Below are 19,020 nucleotides of genomic sequence, written 5' to 3' on the forward strand. Positions count from 1 at the left end.
AATATTTACATTATATTGTTTTTAGGTCAAAATGAAAGAAATCACATCTTCATCAATGCCACCCTGTTTCGAGCGTTGGTGCCAAAAAATAGACCCTGTATTAAAAACAAAAGCACAAAAACGAGAGTTTAGAAATTATTTGGGCGGTTTATTAGGTGATTCTCAAAGAAAAAATCTCACTCAAATTGCCCATAATAATCTTGATATTACTTATCATAAGTTACATCATTTCCTAACAGAATCCACTTGGAATTATGATGAGGTAAATAATAAAAGACTAGAAATTATTGCCTCATGTCGTCAAACTAAAATAAGTCGCTCTTTCTCTTTAATTATCGATGATTCAGGTCATCGTAAAAGTGGCAATTTTACTGACTGTGTGGGACGACAATATATTGGTGAAATTGGCAAAACTGATAATGGTAATATCCGCAGTCACCACCCACATTTATGATGGGGTCAGAAGTTTTCCCTTAGACGTTGAATTATATGAAAAAGCGGAAAATTTCCCCTTGGGAAAAGATGACCCACAATTTCAAAAAAAACCCGATATTGCCTTTAATTTAATTGAAAAATGTTTAAACCGAAATTACCATCCTCAAATAATTTTAATGGATGGGGGTTATGGGAACAATACTAATTTATTAGAAAAATTAGAACAAAAAAATTTAAAATATATAGGAATTATTGCAAAAAATAGATTAGTACAAGTAGTAAAAGAAGATTTGAGAGAGTCTGAAAAAAGAATAGATGAAATAGCTAAATTATTACCTCAAGAGAGTTTTGAAGAAATAAAAACAGGTAAAAATAGAGAAAAAACTCTTTGGGTAGCAACCATAAAAATTAAATTATCAGCCTTATCAGGAATAAAAACCCTAGCTATCGTCATGAATGCTCCCAGTTTTGAAAAGTCCACAGATATTGATTATTTAATGACCAATGAAACAGGAGAAAAAGTCTGTGCAAATTGGATAGTAGAAACTTATACATCAAGAAATTGGATAGAAGTATTTTACCGTGAAATTAAGGGATGGTTAGGCTTATCAGAATACCAAGTGAGAAATAAAAGAAGTTTAATGAGACATTTTATATTGGTATTTTGCGCCTATACTTTTATTCAATGGCATCGTTTGACAGGGGGATTGAGAAGGCAATGGGGAAATAAACCCTTAAATACTTTTGCAGAGGCATTGGAAGCGTTTCGGACGGCAGTATCTTTTCGTTTCTTTCAATGGTTAAAAGATAATGTGGAAGTATTTAGCTTATATAAAGCAAGTTTAGGGTTTATTTGGGCATAATTTTTGTCTAAGTACCGTTATTAGCTAAAGGCTCAGAAATTGTCGAGCAAATTTTAGAAATTAGTCAGCGAGACTACCTCGTTTCTCCTCAAGATAACCGCCCTGTATTGTTATCATTGATGGAATCTGACATTCATCGAGTTATTGCACCCATCACTATTACCGCATGGTTAACAGTGGATGAGTTTCGTTGGGAAAAGTATATCCCCCAGATACCTCGTGATTTAAACTATGGTTTAGTGACTCAATATCCCGAAGCTATTTGTGCTTATGGGGCATTTATGGGTAATTTTAACCGCAATCAATTCCTTAATCTCCTCTCCACAACTACGATCGAAAAATGTGGTTTACTGGCAGGGAAAGAAGCTAATCGTCAAATACAAGAGTTAAAAACCAGAAGATTCTTAAAACATCATAGAGTTCGATGCCGAAGGCACAGCTACGCTGCACGAATTTTTAAGACAGAAATTTTGAGTTTCGATCAACATTTTCCGTAAAAATACTAACTTCTAAGAAATCACTAATGATTAATCATCTCAAAGATTTAGCACGTTGGTTGTATCCTAAACCTACTGTTAATTATTTATCAGATCATAGAATCGTTTTAATCACATTTCCCCAATGGCAAGAAATAGAACATGATAGGGAGCATCCGACGATCGACTTAACTTGTATTATGCTCAAATCAGAAGATTCAGAAGTTCCATACTACGTTAGAGAGCCTTTATTTACTATAGTAGATGAATATCAAGACTATATAACTCAGATCTTGCATCAGTACAATTACACCAAAGAGACAGAACGGAAAAATCAATTTTAGGAGTTTTAAAATCAATTAGATCTCTTGCAAAATTATAATGAACATAAAAAGATGATAGGATAAGACAAAATATTAGCAATCGCCTTTAATTTAATTAAAGAAAATAAGTGCCTTTATACAGTTAATCATAATTCTTGCTTATATAATTCTCAACCTAGGAAAGTAAATACCCATTGGCGATAAAATACACAAATTAATTTACTGGATTCTTTAATATAGTTCTTAAATAATAGCTATGTCTTTTTTCACTATTTCATAGTTATAAATTCCCGCAATTAAGTTGAATCTTAACCCAAATCTTTTTCTTTTATTTCTATATTTTTCTGATAGTATTCTAAATATTTTAAGTTTTCTATTTACATGTTCAATTACGATTCTTTGTCGATTTAACTCTCTATTTTTTCTTTTTTCTTCTTGGGTTAACTTTCTTTTTTTTGTTTTCTTTTTTGGTATTTCGCTTAATTTATGAATTTTTTCTATACCTTGATAACCTTTGTCTACTAAACACTTTATTTTTTCACTTAATGGTAATCTACTGTTTTTAAAAATTTTAAAATCATGTTCTCTTCCTCGTCCATTTACATAACAAATTATTTCCAAGGTATCTTTATTAACTACTAATTGTGCTTTAAATGTATGTTCCTTCTTTTTGCCACTATAGTAAATTTTTTGTCTTTTTTTTGGTCTTTCGATTGCTATTTCAGTAACATCTATTAATACTGCCTTAATTTCATTCTCTTTTTTTATCAATTCTTTTTTACCACCTAGGGAAAAATAACCTGATTTGAGCAAGATTTTTTCAATTTTATGAACTGTTCTACAAACCGTTGATTCTGAGATATTCCAGTACTCTGATATGTGAAAATAAGTTCGATATTCTCTCAAATATTCCAAGGTTACTAAAATCTGCTCGGACACTGTTAATTTGCTTTTCCTTCCTCTTTTGTGATTGTTTTGTTCTTTTTTGACTATTTCTACTAAAAGATTATAGGTTTCTTTTTTTACTCCAAATCTCCTTTTAAACTTTTCTGGCTTTAATTTTTTTATTCTCTCAAGTTTCATAATTAAATCTTATACTTAAGGTATCCTCCATCGCCCAAAATTATAGATTATTCTGGTTAATCCTATCTCGTATTTAATTTTGCAAGAGGTCTATTCTTATCACTTTTCCCTGTTCCCTGTTCCCTTTTCCCTCTCTTTACCGAGAATTTATGATAAAGGTGCAAGATCTGAGTATAATGATTGGTTGTTGGTATATTAACCCCACAAGGAAAAAATCTTGGAATGAATATTTATCCCTCACTGAATTCACAGCTAGTAGAATTCACCCTGATTTAGAAGAGGCAAAAAAAACCTTAGATGGGATAAAACCATGTGCAACAGAAAAGAAAAAATATATGTATTTAGATTGGCAACAGTTCAATAAATTATTCACAACTTGGCAGTGGATAGGATTACAGGATTTGGGATTAATTGAAATTATCGATGGAAAAATTATCTATTTATATTAATTCATTCATTGATAAAAAACGGATAACAATGAGTGAATAGGATTAATTTAACTTAATGGATCAAAAAAAAAGCTCAAAGATGTGAAAGAATAGAAGAATAACGAGAACGGAACTTTGAGTTATATTATGTTGTTAGTTTCTTCAGACGAAATCGAAACTTTAATCCTCAAAGAGCCTGTGCCTTTAACAGTACATCCTGCCGCCGTTTATTTGGGTTCTTTAGCTCATGGTAGTCAGCGCACTATCCGCTCTGCCCTCAATAAAATTGCTCGTCTAATCTCTAATAATCGTTGTGATTTGATGACTTTAGATTGGTCAAAGTTACGTTATCGTCATACGGCGGCGATTCGTACTGCTTTGAGTCAACAGTTATCGGCAACTACGGTAAATAAGATGTTAGTGGCTCTGCGAAGGGTTTTACATGAAGCCTATCGCTTGGATTTAATGTCTGCTAATGATTATAGCAAGGCGGTGGACTTGAAAAGTCTCAATGTCAAACCCCAATTACGAGGGCGAACTTTGGCTAGAAACGAAATTCAGGCTTTACTGGCTAGTTGTGAAGAGGAGGGTAAAACTATTTCTTTTCGTGATGGGGCAGTTATTTCTTTGTTACGTTGTGGTGGACTCAGACGTGATGAGTTGGTTAAGTTGGAGTTACAGGATTTAGATTTAGATACTGGAGCGTTACTGATTCGTCACGGTAAGGGGAATAAAACTCGTACAGTTTATCTTAATGAGAAGGCGATCGAGCTAGTTAAACAATGGTTAAGCATCAGAGGATATGAACCTGGAGCTTTAGTTTGTCCTGTGAAACTTAACGGAGAAGTTATATTTAAACATTTAAGCGCAAATGGTGATTCTGTCTATCATTTAATCCGAAGTAGAGCCAAAAAAGCAGGTCTTGCCCATTTTTCCCCCCACGATTTTAGAAGAACTTTCTGTAGTGATTTACTCACTGAAGGAGAAGATGTTTTTACAGTACAAGATTTGGCTGGTCATTCTTCCCCTGTTACCACGAAAAAGTACGATCTCCGAGGTGAAGAAGTTAAACGTAGAGCCGTAAAAAAATTAAAATTTTAGATTTATAGTCATTTCAAATAAGAATAAAACAAAATCAAAACCTGTAACTATTGTTTATCAAAAACTTAGGTTTTTAAAAGTGTCTCAAAGTTAATTAAAACAACTATACCTGATAGATTCGGAGATTTTCGAGTTGTTCATACTGGTTTTGTTTTAGTCGCTGGAATCGAAAAGGCGTTTGGTTCGTGAGTTTTTAGAGTTTTAGCCCAAGACGCTGATCTTGAATATGCCACTAAGGATTCAACTATTGTTCGAGTAATTAAAACTACTGTTGCTCAAAAAATATCATAATTAGACATCGACCATATTTCTCAAAAATATAATTTCTGGAGACATCTATTAAAGAAAAATCCCTCTGAATTATTTACCATTGAATTAATCTATTATTATTATTATGACTTCTATTATTGCTTTATTTAATCAGTCTGGGGGGGTAGGAAAAAGTACTCTGACTATGAATTTGGGTTACTCTTTAATGAAAAAAAAGAAGAAAGTTTTATTATTGGATTTAGATCCTCAAGCCTCTCTTACTACTTTTATGGGTATTGAACCTTATGATTTAGAGAAAACTATCTACAATACCATCATCGATGAGGAGGATTTACCAATTCATCGTCAAATTCACCTTATGGACTTAGTTCCTTCTAATATTAATCTCAGTGGTGCGGAAATTGAATTAGTCTCCGCTCTCATGCGTGAACTACGACTCAAAGAGGCGATCGATCCCTATCTTTCAAAATACGATTTTATCCTTATTGATTGTCCCCCTAGTCTCGGTATTCTCAGTATTATCAGTTTAGTTGCCGCCACTCATCTGTTAGTACCAATTCAATGTCAATTTAAGGCTTTTCAAGGTACTGATTTATTGTTAAATACTGTGGCTCGACTGCGTAAGTCTGTTAATAAAAATCTAGCTTTTGCTGGTTTTATCCCTACTATGTACGATGGTAGAACTGCCCAAGAATCGAGAACTTATGAGGCTATAAAAGAACAATTATCTCCTCTTGCTACTGTCTTTGAACCTATACCTCGTTCTATTGCTTTTGCCGATGCTACGGAGAAAAGAGTACCTTTAGCTGTCTATAAACCAAAACATCCTGCGGTTAAAATTCTCAATCAAATTAGTCAACAATTAATCAAACTATAATTACCCATAACGTTATGGGTAAGTCGAATAAGTCAAACAATTTTTACAGTTTATTGAATCTCTTACAAAATAAAAAGGCTCTTCTACAGTAGTTATGATAAATTATTAGTTAAAAAAGGGAAAAGGGAAGAGGGAAGAGAAAATTGTATTTTAAGTTTATTTAAAATTATAAAATGTCAGAAATAAGAGATTATAAAGACTTAATAATTTGGCAAAAAGGTATTGAAATTGCTGAAAAATGCTATCACCTCACTAAAAAATATCCAAAAGATGAACTTTATGGCATCACTCAACAAATTAGGAGAGCCGGTTCATCTATTCCCGCAAACATTGCCGAGGGTTATGGAAGAAGATATAAAGCAGAATATGTTCGGTTTTTAAATATTTCTCAAGGATCTGTTAACGAGCTAGAAACCCATTTAATTATTTCTGTCAAAGTAGGATTATGTTCAGAAATTGATGTAGAATACATTATTAATCTTTTAAAACAAGAAACTAGAATGTTATCTGCTCTGATTAAAAAATTAGAAAAATAATCTCTTTTCCCTTTTCCCTTTTCCCTTTTTCCTCTTCCCTCTTTTTTTATACTTGATTTGTCATACTCAAAGTAGAAGAACCAATAAAAATATATTTTAGGTAAGAAATTATCAATCTCAATAACCATTGACTATTGGTAAAATGTCTGTTATTTCGTAAGCGTTCAGGGGTTAACGGCAGAATCAAGGTTTTAAGTTTAAGTGCATTAACTCAGTGCTTTCATCCCATTTCATTAAATTGCTGGACTAAATGATGGCTCAAACCCATTTAACATCGTCTCCCCCTGAACGGTTAGGTTATTTCACTTTTGTAAGAAATCTATTGAATCGAACAACATAGTTATTTCAAATAAAGTTGCAACACTTTTTTATCTGAACAATAAGTTTCGTCTTTATTCAAGTTTGTATCATTTTTAATTAAAAATGGCTCTATTTTTAATTGGTTTAGACTAAAATATCCATAAAGTTTATTAATTCTCGATGGCTAAAAATTTGAAATGTCAATAACGATAAATTAATCATGGTAAGCAAAAAAGAACAACCCTATAGCAAATTAAGAGGAGTTGATCTATTACTGGGAAATTCAACAAATCATCAATCAATAAATGAATCTTCTTCAGAATTAGACATTAATCTTATCGTTAAACCACCATCTCAACCAAGACGTTATTTCGATCGTCAGGCATTAGAACAGTTAAAAAGTTCGATCGAACAACATGGTATTTTAGAACCTTTATTAGTGCGTCCATTAGCCGATGGCAAATATGAATTAGTAGCAGGAGAGAGAAGATTACGCGCAGCGATTGAGTTAAAGTTGACGATCGTACCAGTCAGTATTAAAACTTTAACGGATTTAGAAGCAAAACAAATTGCTTTAATCGAAAATTTACAACGGGAAGATTTAAACCCAGTAGAGGAAACAGAGGGGATTCTACAATTACTTTCTATGGGACTAAATCTATCAGCAGATGATGTCATTACTCAATTATATCGAATGCAAAATGAGAAAATAAAAGTTAATGGAAACGTTTCCATTAAAAATGAAACTACTGTGATTATTGAGTTATTTGAATCATTAGGCATGAAATGGGAATCTTTTATTAGAACTCGTTTACCTTTACTGAAATTACCTGATGATATTTTACAAGCTCTCAGAATGGGACAATTAGCTTATACGAAAGCGATCGCGCTCAGTAAAATAAATGATGAAAAGATAAGAGTAGATTTATTGAAAGAATCGAGCGAGCAGAATTTATCAGTGAGGGAGATAAAGGAGAAAGTGAAAGAATTAAGTATAGGAGAAAAACAGACAGCTTCCGCAAAAATTGATATTACGGTGAAACAGATAAAAAAAAAGAAATTGTGGGAAACTGAACCAAAGAAATGGCAAAAGGTAGAGAAGCTGTTAGAAAAGATTAATTTATTGTTAGAGGATTAGGGTGAGCGAAAAAATGGGTGGGATAAAAAACGATTTCTGAGTAAGGAGTAATGAGTAAATACTCATCACTTATAAAATAAAATTGAATTACTATATTTTTATTTTATAAGTGACTAATAATAACTCAGAAATCAGCATTCAACAAAGAACAGAAGATTTTGCCATCAGGATAATTAAAGCATACTCCGAACTTAACAAGCATACATTTTGATGATGGGGTAAAGTATCCACTCAATAGTTAGGGGTAAGGTACGATTAATAGAAATAGTATTAAAAAAAATTATTTATTAGTACTCATTGAAATTATTGTTTAGTTGTGCTACAATGCCCTTAAGAAAATTCCAAGATGTGAACATTAACACTCATTATAAAAAATCAAGTATTTCTTTTATTTTCTCTTGGATTCATTCAAAAATTTTTACTTTTATAATTTTTAATTTTACACCAAGGGAAAATCAAATTGATGAGTACAACTATTTTTAACACAGAGTATATACTATCAGAAGTTATTGGTATTATTAAGGATGATTTACAAGATTTTTTATTGTTTGGTGATGTTGAAACTACTTTAAACTTAGCATTTGGGGATAACTACGATCGTACAAGTACTGATGCGATTTTAACGGCTTGGGGTAAGGGTGATTTCAGCAATTTACCGAAAATTGAGATTGTTAGTAGTAATATCTTAGGTAGTGCTAATGGTGGTTTTGCTGTTTCTACGAATACTATCTATTTATCCGATCGGTTTTCAAAAACAGCTTCAGCAGATTTATTCAGGGCAGTAATAATCGAAGAAATAGGTCATTTTCTTGATGCAAAAGTTAATCAGATCGATACCCAAGGTGATGAAGGAGAAATATTCTCGAACTTGGTGAGAGGGATTACTTTAACGTCTTCATCAGTCTCTGTTCTTCAAACAGAAAACGATCTAGACACAGTGTTGATTAATGAAGAGTTAGTGTCAATAGAAAAATCAACGACTTATACAGGAACTAACTTAGGAGAACTCAATACAGGAATACAGCAATTACTTAGCAAGTTGCAAGCTGGGGTAAATAGTCAAATCTTGGGAGCAAACTTACCCTTATTAGGAACCAAGCTAAATGGTAATCCCAACACTCAATTTATTCAGAATTTACAGAATTATTTTCAAACAGTTTTACAAGGTAGTCATCTATCTGCTATTTCTATACAACAAGCCTTAACCAATGCGTTGGGTGCTTCTGGAGCAAATGTTTTGTTAGAAAATATTACTTTTAACGAAACCACCGATAATCTTGAATTTGCTTTGCGTTTAGGAAAATCCAGTACCAATCCCTTATCATTTACTACCTCAACAGATACGAACTTGGGATTACCTGGCATTGATTTATCCCTTACCGGCTCCGCTCAATCTAACCTGAGTTACGATTTAAACTTCAAATTTGGAATCAACAAAACCAGTGGGTTTTACTTCAGGACAGATCAAACTAATGAATTTTCAGTCAAATTAGACACTACCCTTCCTGGTTTAAATGCTAATGCCAAATTAGGGTTTTTAAAACTAAACGCTCAGGATGCCGGGTCTAAATTTAATGGTCTGTTTGCAGTTGACTTAAAAGATGGTGATGGCAAGGTGCAGTTAACAGAGCTACCATCGTTGAACTTAAGCAGTTTTATTGACCCTAAGTTAACGGGTGCTGCGAATGTCAAATTAGGATTAAAAACGGCATTTGCTCAAAATACTAACTTTCCGACACTGAGTTCTGACTTTACTTTAGACTGGAATTTCAATGGACAAACCCTTGGCACAGGCACTACTCAAAACTTTGGTTCTCTACCAGCAGTTGCGTTCAAGAATGTCGAATTAGATTTAGGCACATTTCTTAATGGCTACATGGAGCCAATACTGAATCGGATCAAAACAATTACTCAACCCATCCAACCTGTCCTTGATTTTTTTACAAAAGAATACGATTTTGAATTTACCAAATTCAGTATATTAGACATTGCGGAGTCATTGGGCGCGATCACGCAATCAGACAAAGACTTTATTGAATCATTGGCAGAAGTGGGGAAACTGGTTAACAGTGTGCCTAGTAGTGGTTTAGCGATCAATCTCGGCAGCTTTAATTTTGGAACTCAGGATATTCGTACTGGTGGCTTTAATCTCGGCAATATCATTCCAACAAACATCACTTCTCAGGATTTGGAAACTCAGCTTAACAGTGATCCCCAAGCCAATAATTTCATCAGTAGGTTGTTAAATATGCCGGGTGGTGGCTTGTCCATGCCAATCCTATCAGATCCAAATGCAGCGTTTGGGCTACTGCTTGGTAAAGATGTTGATTTGTTTAAATACAAATTGCCTCGATTTGATTTTCAGACTGAGTACAGCCAATATTTTCCTTTACCCATAATAACAGCAGTTGGAATGCGGCTGACTGGCAAGTTTGGTGGATTCATTGACTTAGGATTGGGATTTGATAGCAAAGGTTTTCGTGATTATCAATTTTCTGATAAAGAATCAGATATACTAAACGGTTTTTATATTGATAATCCAAGCACTCCAGAAGTTGGCTTTAATATGGGAGTGGAGGCATCAGCAGAACTAAATTTAGGTGTTGCCAGTGCTGGTGGTGGTGGGGGAATTTATGGAGATTTCAAATTTGACTTGAACGATCCAGATGCTGACGGTAAGGTAAGGTTTAATGAACTTGCCTCGTTACTTAGCAATCCCCAGGATTTATTTGAGGCGAAGGGGCAAATAACAGCGGGTTTCTTTGCTTATGCTTCTGTTGGTGTAGGGTATTTAAAAACAACCAAAAGATTTAATTTACCTGAGTTTACCCTTGCAGAATTTAATTGGGGTAAACAAATACCCCCTGGACTAGCTCTGGCAACACTCAGTAGTGGAACATTATATTTAAATGTAGGAATAAGAGCTTCATCCAGAATCGTGGGTGATACGACAGATATTGCAGAAGTCTTTTCACTTAAACATGAGGCGGGGACGGCTACCAGCGAGACGATCGTTATATCTGGGTTTCAGTTTAACCAAACCTATACTAATGTCCAGCAGATTAGAGCTGATGCGGCTGAGAAGGATGACAGAATTATTCTACAAGAAAATATTCTTGTGGGTGCAATCTTAAATGGTGGAAATGGCAATGATGTGATCTCTGGTGGTTCTGGTCAGGATTCCATTAGTGGGAATAATGATCGGGATAATCTTCAGGGTCGTGGAGGTAATGATACTTTGAGAGGCGGTAGTGGCAATGATTATGTTTTAGGTGGTTTAGACAATGATTTCTTATATGGTGATGGGGAAGATGATTTTCTTGATGGCGAAAGTGGAAATGATCGAGTTTCTGGTGGTGCTGGGAACGATATGGTTTTTGGTAATGTTGGTAATGATTCTCTTTATGGCGATAGTAACGAGGATGAACTTTATGGTGATGCGGGTGCTGACCTGTTAGATGGTGGCACGGAGAATGATGTAATCTATGGTGAGGCAGGAATTGATACCCTCAAGGGTGGTGCAGGTGCAGACTTGTTAGACGGTGACACGGAGAATGATTCTCTCTATGGTGATGCCGGGAATGATACCCTCAAGGGTGGTGTGGGTGCAGACTTGTTGGACGGTGGCACGGAGAATGATTCTCTCTATGGTGATGGAGGAATTGATACCCTCAAGGGTGGTGTGGGTGCAGACTTGTTAGACGGTGGCACGGAGAATGATGTAATCTATGGTGATGCCGGGAATGATCTCCTTAAGGGTGGTGCTGGTAATGACTTGTTAGATGGTGGCACGGAGAATGATTCTCTCTATGGTGATGCCGGGAATGATCTCCTTAAGGGTGGTGCTGGTAATGACTTGTTAGATGGTGGCACGGAGAATGATTCTCTCTATGGTGATGGAGGAATTGATACCCTCAAGGGTGGTGTGGGTGCAGACTTGTTAGACGGTGGCACGGAGAATGATGTAATCTATGGTGATGCCGGGAATGATACCCTTAAGGGTGGTGCTGGTAATGACTTGTTAGATGGTGGTACGGATTATAATGATCTTGACGGTGGTGATGGTGTTGATACGGTTACATATATCAACTTAACCAGGAAAGTTATTGTTAACATTGATCAGACAAAAGACTATAGCCATACTGACTATCGTTGGAAAGCGTTGGAATATGTATTGTTTTCTGCAAATTACTTTGTTAGTTCGGCTGGATTAGCTCGAACAGATACCTACGATCTTCTCAATAATTTAGAAAATATTATGGGTTCTCAATTTGCTGATCTTCTCATTGGCAATGCTTTTGATAATCAAATCATCGGGCAAAAGGGGAATGATTTAATTGTTGGCAATGACGGCAATGATACTTTAGATGGCGGAGAAGATATTGATGTTGTTGTTTACGGTTATGATCCGGCAACTTCTGTTTATGTCAATCTTGAGCTAAATACAGCAATAGACGGTTACGGTAAAACTGATACTTTATTAGATATAGAATATGCCATTGGTTCTGATGGTGATGATACGTTGGTGGGTAATGGACAGGACAACGTGCTTGAAGGAGAGAAAGGTAATGACTTGATTGAAAGTAAAATTGGGAACGATGTGCTTTATGGTGATGATGGCAATGACTCTCTCTATGGTGAGACGGGAATTGATACCCTTTATGGTGGTTTAGGTAATGACTTATTAGACGGTGGCACGGAAAATGACTCTCTTAATGGCTATGGTGGTAATGATACTCTCTATGGTGGCACTGGTGTTGACAGACTTTATGGAAACACAGAAAATGACCTAATCTATGGAGACGATGATAATGACTTTATTTATGGAGATGCGGGACATGATACTCTCAAAGGTGGTGAAGGAGTCGATCTGTTAGATGGTGGTACAGAAAATGACTTTATCTATGGAGAGGGGGGAATTGATACCCTTAACGGTCGTACTGGTAATGACTGGTTAGATGGTGGCACGGAGAATGACTTTATCTATGGAAATGCGGGAAATGATACTCTCAAAGGTGGTGAAGGAGTCGATCTGTTAGATGGTGGTACAGAAAATGACTTTATCTATGGAGAGGGGGGAATTGATACCCTCAAGGGGAATGTTGGTAATGATCTGTTAGATGGTGGTACAGAAAATGATTCTCTCTATGGTGATGCTGGGAATGATACCCTCTATGGTGGCACTGGTAATGATCTCTTAGACGGTAGTACAGAAAATGACTCTCTCTATGGTGATGGGGGAATTGATACCCTCAAGGGGAATGTTGGTAATGATCTGTTAGATGGTGGTACAGAAAATGACTCTCTCTATGGAGAGGGTGGAATTGATACCCTCAAGGGTGGCACTGGTAATGATCTCTTAGACGGTAGTACAGAAAATGACTCTCTCTATGGTGAAGGAGGAATTGATACCCTCAAGGGTGGTACTGGTAATGATCTCTTAGACGGTGGTACAGAAAATGACTCTCTCTATGGTGAAGGAGGAATTGATACCCTCAAGGGTGGTACTGGTAATGATCTCTTAGACGGTGGTACAGAAAATGACTCTCTCTATGGTGAAGGAGGAATTGATACCCTCAAGGGTGGTACTGGTAATGATCTGTTAGATGGTGGTACAGAAAATGATTCTCTCTATGGTGATGCTGGGAATGATACCCTCAAGGGTGGTACTGGTAATGATCTGTTAGACGGTGGTACAGAAAATGACTCTCTCTATGGTGAAGGAGGAATTGATACCCTCTATGGTGGTGCAGGAAATGATCTGTTAGACGGTGGCACAGAGAATGATTCTCTCTATGGTGATGCTGGGAATGATACCCTCAAGGGTGGTTTAGGTCAGGATACTCTCATTGCTGGGGCAGAAAATGACCGAGGTGAGGGCGGAACTGAGGGAGACTATTTACGAGGAGAGGTGGGGAACGATACCCTCTATGGCAATGATGGCGATGACGTTATTGTGGGAGGAAATGAACAACAACCCCTCACTTTTGGTGATAATGATTTCCTTAGTGGTGGTAATGGTAATGATATTCTCAAGCCGGGTTGGGGGGATGATATTGTTGATGGTGGAGATGGTATTGATACCTTGATCCTTGATTACTCCACTTTACCCACTCAGGCGGTTAATTGGGTAGGTTATGAAGAAGGAACTTCTAATTATGATGCCTATGTAAGTAATGCTTATGGAATGCTCACACCTATCAGAACTTCTCTCAATACTGCTTACAGTTACCGAACTACTATTTCTGCTGATGGTACAACGATCGCTGTTTTTGGATACCTAAAAACTTCAGATACTGATGCTCTGGGTATTCCGGGATTGTGGGTACAAAAAATTAATAGCCTTGAACCCCCTGTGCAGATAATGAATTACAGAGGTGGTGATGTCAAACTTTCTGGAGATGGCAGTAAAATAATTTGGTATGAACAGAGCAGTGTTTGGACTGCTAATGCAGACGGTACTCAAGTTAAAAGATTAACTAGCTTAAGTTATTTAGATTATAGTTTTACCAGTGGAGAAGGAGAACAATCCACAACTATTTCTGCTGATGGAAAAACTATTGCTTGGGCAAGATACAAAGATTCAAAAACAACTATTTATATTGCCAATTTTGATGGAACGAATCAAAGAACCATTCAAGTAGATAGTTACGTAAATAGTTTAGATTTATCTGATAATGGTTTTAAAATTACTTGGGCTATTAATTGGGGTGGCGTTTGGGTTGCCAATACCGACGGGAGTAATAAACGAGAACTGTCAGGAGATCTTAGTGCTTATAATTTAGTTTCTTCAATTTCTGGTGATGGTGCTATAGTTGCTTGGGTTGGTACTCAGACGGGTGTCTATGCCGCTAGAACTGATGGCTCTCAACGGTGGCTGGTGCCAAACACAGAGAAGGTATATAGTTTTGGTATTGATTCTCTTTCTTATGACGGTAAACGAGTTGTTTTGGATAGTTCAGGTGAGGGAGTTTATGTCGCCAGTGTTGACGGAGCAGAGCCTCTCACTTTAATTTCTTCCGATATTTTTAGTGGTGGAATTCTTGAAAGTCCATCATTGTCTAACTATGCGGACATTGGCGTTCGCTACAATTCCTTTAACCTGAGTACGGGTAATGGGGAAATTAACACTTGGGGACCGAGTCGAGTTAAATATAGCAGTGTTGAGCAATTTAATATTACTGGAACTGCTTATGGTGATGATTTAAGGGGGGGCAATCTTGACGATACCCTCACGGGGGGAGACGGCGGTGATACCTTAACTGGGGGAACCGGAAATGATACTTATGTATTAAAAGCTCTAACAGGAGGAGGTAGTCTAATCAATGATCTTAGTGGCACAGATAAACTCGACCTGTCAGATATTAATCTTATCTTAGGAGTTCCCTCCACATCAGGGAACGGAATGCGTCGGGCAGGAACTACCCTATTCATTGACCTGAATAAAGACGGTGTTGCAGGGAATAATGATCTGCGTATTGATAATTTCTTCAATGCAACGGGGACATCAGCAGGAAGTGGGTTTATTGAAACTGTAGATAATTTGGTTGGCAGTAATATCGTTGCTAATTTACAAATAGGCAATGACACCATTACTGGTAGTGCTGAGGATGATCTCCTCGATGGTTGGTTGGGGAATGACCAACTCAAAGCTCTAGCCGGTAATGATACTTTACGGGGACAAGATGGCAATGATGTTCTGGATGCTGGGGAAGGGAATGATCTTCTTCAAGGTGGTAATGGCAATGATACCCTTGCACCAGGTTGGGGGGATGATCTTGTTGACGGCGGTGCAGGAACGGATATTTTAGTTTTGGATTATTCTAATTTGAATACTCGAGCGGTGGCTTGGACAACTTCAACACGGAAGGATAATCTCTTTACTTCTGATTCTTATGAGTATTCGACTTTTATTGCTAATGCTTATGGTCTCGGAACTCCTGTAAAACTAAGAGATAGTAACTATAACTCCAGTGATCTTTTTGCTCTTTCTGGTGATGGTACAACCTATGCTTATTTTAACACCGATGGTTACAACTATGATAATCCAGAGTTTGGTTTATGGGTTGGAAAAACTGATGGTGGTAGTCCTATCAAAATTGATAATAATGATTATTACTATAGTTATGGAATTTCTCTATCTAGTAATGGGAATAAAATTGCTTGGAATAGCGACGGTATTTATGTAGCGAATGGTGACGGAACGGGAAAAGTAGCACTTCCGAATAGTTCTAGTGCTTATGGTAATTTTATCCTTTCTGGCAATGGTAATCAAATTGCTTGGACTAATGGCAACACATTGTATGTAGCGAACACTAATGGTACAAACATTCGCAAAATTACACAAAATAATGGTGAAAACATCTCACTATCTGAAGATGGTTCCCAAATTATCTGGCAAGGGTATCAGGGAGATAAATATGGTGTTTGGTATGCTAATACGAATGTTGATTTGCCTATGGTGAAAGCCTTCAGAGGTGGTAATTCCTCAGAATTTGTTAGTATTATTCATAGTAATGGTATAAAAGCAATTTGGGCAGATGGTAGCTATGGTAATTTTTTAGCGGTGGGAAGTGTTGGTTCTTCTGAAATCCAACAAGTAGCAGGTGCTTATAACTTATCTCAAAACTTTAAAGATTATTCTGTTTTGTCTGATGATGGAGCAAAAGTTGCTTTTATTAAACTTATAGGCTATCAAAATCCCATCAATTCTCAGGATGGCTTGTATGGCTTGTATGTAGCAGATTCCTTCTTAACGGGAACGGCTACTTTAGTGACTACAGTGAAGCGTGATATAGATGAAAATCCATATGCTCTAGGTAGTAGTTTTGGTATAACTAATCAGTTATCTTTATCTTCCTATGTGGACATTGGTGTTCGCTACAATTCCTTTAATGTTAGTACTGGTACTGGTGAAATTAACACTTGGGGACCGAGTCGAGTTAAATATAGTGATGTTGAACGATTTAATATCATTGGTACTCGTTATGGAGATGACTTGCGTGGAGCGAATTTGGGAGATACTTTAATGGGAGGAATTGGTAATGATACTATTACTCCGGGCTTAGGAATTGACTCTGTTGATGGGGGAGTGGGTAATGATTTATTGGTAATTAATTACTCTACTCTTACCAGTAATATTACCAGTGTTATTGGCACAACCATAAATACTATAGGTGATGGTATTAACAACATTATTACTTACAGTAATTTTGAAATATTTAATGTTGTCACAGGTTCAGGTACAGATAAAATTAACGGTGGTGTTGGGGATGATACTATTAACGGTGGTAGCGGTGCTGACACTATGGTGGGAGCTAATGGCAACGATATTTACCATGTAGATGACATTGGCGATCGAGTAGTCGAAGCCCTAAATGAAGGTACAGATTTCATCAATAGTTCTGTCACCTATACTCTTAGTGTTAACATCGAAAATCTTATCTTAACAGGTACTGGAAACATTAACAGTACTGGTAATACTCTTAGTAACCTTATAACAGGTAATATTGGGAATAATAACCTTAGTGGTGGTGATGGTAATGATACCTTAACCAGTGGACGGGGTAACGATACCCTCAACGGTGGTACGGGGGGTGACAGTATGACAGGTGGTAGAGATAATGATATTTACTATGTGGATAACACGGGTGATCACGTCGTAGAATTATCTAATGAAGGTATAGATACAGTTAATTCCACTATTACTTATACTTTAGGGAGTAACATCGAAAATCTGACGTTAACAGGTACTGGAAACATTAACGGTACTGGTAATACTATTAATAACCTAATTACAGGTAATAGTGGTAATAATAACCTCCGTGGTGGCGATCGTAATGATACCTTAATCGGTGGTATAGGAAATGATACCTTAATCGGTGACACGGGAAATGATATTTACTATGTGGACAATACGGGCGATCGAGTTGTCGAAAATAGCAATGAGGGAACGGATACAGTACGATCGACTATTACCTACACTCTGGGAACAAATGTAGAAAATCTGGTGTTAGAAGGCACGGGGAATGTTAACGGTACAGGTAACACTGACAATAATAGTATTACGGGTAATAATCTTGACAACCATCTCACTGGTGGAGATGGTAATGATACTGTCAATGGACGTGGTGGTAATGATACTCTTACCGGTGGTATAGGAAATGATTCCATGATTGGTGGTATAGGAAACGATAGTTACTATGTGGACAGTACAGGCGATCAAGTCTTAGAATTATTGAGTGAAGGTGCAGATACTGTTCGATCGACTATTACCTATACTTTAACGACTAATGTAGAAAATTTAGTATTGGAAGGAACAGCAAATATCAACGGTACGGGTAACACTCTTAATAACTTAATTACTGGTAATACTGGCAATAATAACCTCAGTGGAGGAGATGGGAATGATACCCTTAACGGTGGTAGTGGTCACGATACTTTAATTGGTGGTATTGCCAATGATTCCATGATAGGTGGAACAGGAAATGATACCTACTATGTGGACAGTACAGACGATCGAATCCTTGAAAATCTCACAGAGGGTACAGATACAGTTCGATCGACTATTACCTATAATTTAGGAACAAATGTAGAACATCTAATCCTACAAGGAACAGGAAATATCAATGGTATAGGAAACAGTTTACGTAACAATATTACGGGTAATAATCTTGACAACCATCTCACTGGTGGGGATGGTAACGATACTCTCAATGGTGGTGCTGGGAATGATACTCTCATCGGTGAATTGGGAAATGATAGTCTTATAGGTGGTAGTGGTAACGATACTTTAATTGGTGGTATTGGCAATGATTCCATGATTGGTGGTATCGGTACTGATTATTTCCGTTTTAATTCTAGTGGTGAAGGAATCGATGCCGAAGGCACGCTGCGCGCCCGAATTACTGATTTTAACGTTATTGATGATACTATTTTGATTCGTCGAGATGGTTTTAGCGGTGGTTTATCATTAGGTACTTTACCAGTAAATCAATTCCGTGTAGGTTCATCGGCTACCACATCTTCTCAACGTTTTATCTATAACTCTAGTAATGGTGCATTCTTCTTTGATGTGGATGGTAATGGTGCAACGGCGGCGGTGCAATTTGCGACTTTAAATACTGGTTTAGCTTTGACTAATGCTGACATTCTCGTGATTTAAAGTTCGTAGTTACCTGAATTCGATCT

General features: G+C 36.6%; 9 protein-coding genes and 2 pseudogenes. 10 read left to right on the forward strand and 1 reads right to left on the reverse strand.

Translation table 11 applies throughout. The features are described 5' to 3' along the window. Nucleotides 1–31 precede the first annotated feature (31 nt). The 3 genes and pseudogenes from GM3709_RS17995 (at nucleotide 32) to GM3709_RS18005 (ending at nucleotide 2,118) form a co-directional block, all read left to right on the forward strand. Nucleotides 32–1,298 (forward strand): annotated as a pseudogene (locus tag GM3709_RS17995) (IS701 family transposase). A 119-nt stretch (nucleotides 1,299–1,417) separates the two neighbouring features. Next, nucleotides 1,418–1,795, forward strand: a complete 378-nt coding sequence (locus GM3709_RS18000) for a hypothetical protein (RefSeq protein WP_197671911.1) — start codon at nucleotides 1,418–1,420, stop codon at nucleotides 1,793–1,795. 26 nt (nucleotides 1,796–1,821) lie between these two features. Further along, nucleotides 1,822–2,118 carry a hypothetical protein gene (locus GM3709_RS18005; protein ID WP_066122202.1) on the forward strand — a complete coding sequence of 99 codons (297 nt, stop codon included), beginning with the start codon at nucleotides 1,822–1,824 and terminating at the stop codon, nucleotides 2,116–2,118. Nucleotides 2,119–2,340: 222 nt separating this feature from the next. Here GM3709_RS18005 and GM3709_RS18010 read toward each other — a convergent pair whose 3' ends face one another. Beyond that, nucleotides 2,341–3,180 (reverse strand): IS5 family transposase, encoded by an 840-nt coding sequence (locus tag GM3709_RS18010; RefSeq protein ID WP_082712913.1) that lies wholly within the window; start codon nucleotides 3,178–3,180, stop codon nucleotides 2,341–2,343. Nucleotides 3,181–3,329: 149 nt separating this feature from the next. On the opposite strand from GM3709_RS18010, the gene GM3709_RS18015 reads away from it, so the two are divergent. The 7 genes and pseudogenes from GM3709_RS18015 (at nucleotide 3,330) to GM3709_RS20325 (ending at nucleotide 18,994) form a co-directional block, all read left to right on the forward strand. Further along, a complete protein-coding gene (locus GM3709_RS18015; RefSeq protein WP_144439493.1) occupies nucleotides 3,330–3,629 on the forward strand; it encodes a hypothetical protein in 300 nt (99 codons plus the stop codon). Nucleotides 3,630–3,755: 126 nt separating this feature from the next. After that, nucleotides 3,756–4,709 (forward strand): site-specific integrase, encoded by a 954-nt coding sequence (locus GM3709_RS18020; RefSeq protein ID WP_066122211.1) that lies wholly within the window; start codon nucleotides 3,756–3,758, stop codon nucleotides 4,707–4,709. Between the two features lie 105 nt (nucleotides 4,710–4,814). Next, nucleotides 4,815–4,964: pseudogene (locus GM3709_RS21585) on the forward strand (IS5/IS1182 family transposase); the annotation flags it as partial. A gap of 139 nt (nucleotides 4,965–5,103) precedes the next feature. Beyond that, on the forward strand, nucleotides 5,104–5,856 hold the full coding sequence (locus tag GM3709_RS18025) for a ParA family protein (RefSeq protein WP_066122213.1): 753 nt from the start codon (nucleotides 5,104–5,106) through the stop codon (nucleotides 5,854–5,856). A 173-nt stretch (nucleotides 5,857–6,029) separates the two neighbouring features. Then, nucleotides 6,030–6,392 carry a four helix bundle protein gene (locus GM3709_RS18030; RefSeq protein WP_066122216.1) on the forward strand — a complete coding sequence of 121 codons (363 nt, stop codon included), beginning with the start codon at nucleotides 6,030–6,032 and terminating at the stop codon, nucleotides 6,390–6,392. A 520-nt stretch (nucleotides 6,393–6,912) separates the two neighbouring features. Continuing rightward, on the forward strand, nucleotides 6,913–7,830 hold the full coding sequence (locus GM3709_RS18035) for a ParB/RepB/Spo0J family partition protein (protein ID WP_066122218.1): 918 nt from the start codon (nucleotides 6,913–6,915) through the stop codon (nucleotides 7,828–7,830). Between the two features lie 463 nt (nucleotides 7,831–8,293). Further along, a complete protein-coding gene (locus GM3709_RS20325; protein ID WP_066122221.1) occupies nucleotides 8,294–18,994 on the forward strand; it encodes a PD40 domain-containing protein in 10,701 nt (3,566 codons plus the stop codon). Nucleotides 18,995–19,020: the final 26 nt, after the last annotated feature.

Origin of the sequence: Geminocystis sp. NIES-3709, assembly GCF_001548115.1 — a bacterium.
Taxonomy (GTDB): domain Bacteria; phylum Cyanobacteriota; class Cyanobacteriia; order Cyanobacteriales; family Cyanobacteriaceae; genus Geminocystis.